This is a genomic window from Streptomyces sp. CO7 (assembly GCF_053474865.1).
In genome coordinates this window covers 1-1,988 of the sequence record NZ_JBRIOU010000009.1, presented here as the reverse complement: position 1 = coordinate 1,988, position 1,988 = coordinate 1, and the positions used below count along the sequence as shown (strand labels likewise).

Annotated in this window: 1 protein-coding gene; it reads left to right on the top strand. The window is 76.2% G+C overall.

The genetic code is table 11. The annotated features are described in order from the left end of the window. On the top strand, positions 1-1,988 hold a 1,988-nt coding region (locus tag ACOV8S_RS26685; RefSeq protein WP_448320901.1), incomplete at both ends, for a sensor histidine kinase.

Genomic DNA, 1,988 nt, shown 5'->3' with positions numbered 1-1,988 from the left:
CCCCGCCCCCTCGCGCCCGGTCGGCTCCGGCCACCGGCTGCGGCTGCGCCCCCGGACGGTCCGCGCCAAGGTGGTCAGCCTGCTGATGGTGCCGGTGATGTCACTGCTGGCCCTGTGGGGCTACGCCACCGTCACCACGGCGCGCGAGGTCACCGCGATGAGCCGGGCCGAGCGGGTGGACGCACAGCTGCGCGCCCCCGTCGCCGAGGCCGTCGCCGCCCTGCAGGCCGAACGCGCCTCGGCGGTGCGGCACGCCGCGTCCGGCGGAGGGGCGCCGCACGGCGAGTTCGGCGCGTTGTCCGACACCACCGACCGCGCCGTGGGCCGGCTGCGCATCGACGGCGCCGGCACCGTCGCCGACAGCGGGGAGCTCCCGCCCGACGTCCCCCGGCGTGTGCGCGCCTTCCTGGCCGCCGCCGACGCCCTGGACACGGTGCGGGACACCCTGCTCGACGGGGACGCCGGGTGGGACGAGGTCTACCGGGCCTACACCGGCGTCATCGACGACGCCCTCACCGTCGAGGGTTCGCTCACCTGCATCCCGCACGTGCGCGCCGGTTCCGAGGCCCGCATCCTGCTGGAGCTCGGCCGGGCCGCCGAGGCGCTGGCCCAGGAGGACGCCCTGCTCGCCTCGGCACGGCTCGACGGATCTCTCGACGGCGAACGGCTCGCGCTGTTCACCTCCGCCACCGCCGCCCGCCGCGCGTTCACCGACTCCGCCGTCCCCGACCTGCGCGAGCCCCAGGCCGGCGCCTGGCGCGCGCTCACCCGCGACGGAGGCCACAAGGCACTCGCCCGTGCCGAGGACGCCGTTCTGCGGGCCGACGCCGGCGAGGCCGCCGCCCGCGCCGTGCCCGCCGACGACTGGACGAGCGCCCACCACCCGGTCCGCGAGACCCTCGGCCGGATCTCCGACCACGCCGCGCACGCCGACCCCGAGGGCGCCGGGCCTCTCGTGCGGGGCCTGCTGAGCCCCGCCGGCGGCGCCGTCCTCCTCGGCCTCCTCGCGGTCGCGGTCTCCCTGCTGATCTCCGTGCGGATCGGCCGCGGCATCGTCGCCGACCTGGTCGGACTGCGCAACAGCGCCCTGGAGATCGCCCGCCGCAAGCTCCCGCAGGCCATGCGCAAGCTCCGCGCCGGCGAGGAGATCGACGTCCGGGCGGAGGCGCCGCACGGCCCGCCGGCCGAGGACGAGACCGGTCAGGTCGCCGAGGCCCTGGGCACCGTCCACCGGGCAGCCCTGCGCGCCGCCGTCGAACGCGCCGAACTCGCCAGCGGCATCTCCGGCGTCTTCGTCAACCTGGCCCGGCGCAGCCAGGTCCTGGTGCACCGTCAGCTGGCGCTGCTGGACGGCATGGAGCGCCGCGCCGAGGACCCCGACGAGCTCGGCGACCTGTTCCGCCTCGACCACCTCACCACCCGCATGCGCCGGCACGCCGAATCCCTGATCATCCTCTCCGGAGCGGCCCCCGGCAGGGTCTGGAGCAGGCCGGTCTCGCTCACCAACGTGGTGCGCGCGGCCGTCTCGGAGATCGAGGACTACGCGCGGGTCGACGTCCGCCAGCTCGCCGAGACCTCGGTGACCGGTGCGGCGGTCGCCGACCTCACTCATCTGCTCGCCGAACTCGTCGAGAACGCCGCCCAGTTCTCGCCCCCGCACACCAAGGTGCGGGTGACCGGCGAGGGCGTCGGAAACGGGTACGCGGTCGAGGTCGAGGACCGGGGCCTGGGCATGGGCCCGGAGACCCTCGCCGAGGCCAACCGGCGGATCGAGCAGTCCGAGGCCCTCGACCTGTTCGACAGCGACCGGCTGGGCCTGTTCGTGGTCAGCCGCCTGGCGGCACGGCACAACATCAGGGTCCACCTGCGGCCCTCGCCGTACGGCGGCACCACGGCCGTGATCCTGCTGCCGAAGAACCTGCTGCACCAGGAGCGCGACGGCGCGGACGGTGGACCCGCGATGCCCGCCCGCCCGGCCGGTGCGGGGG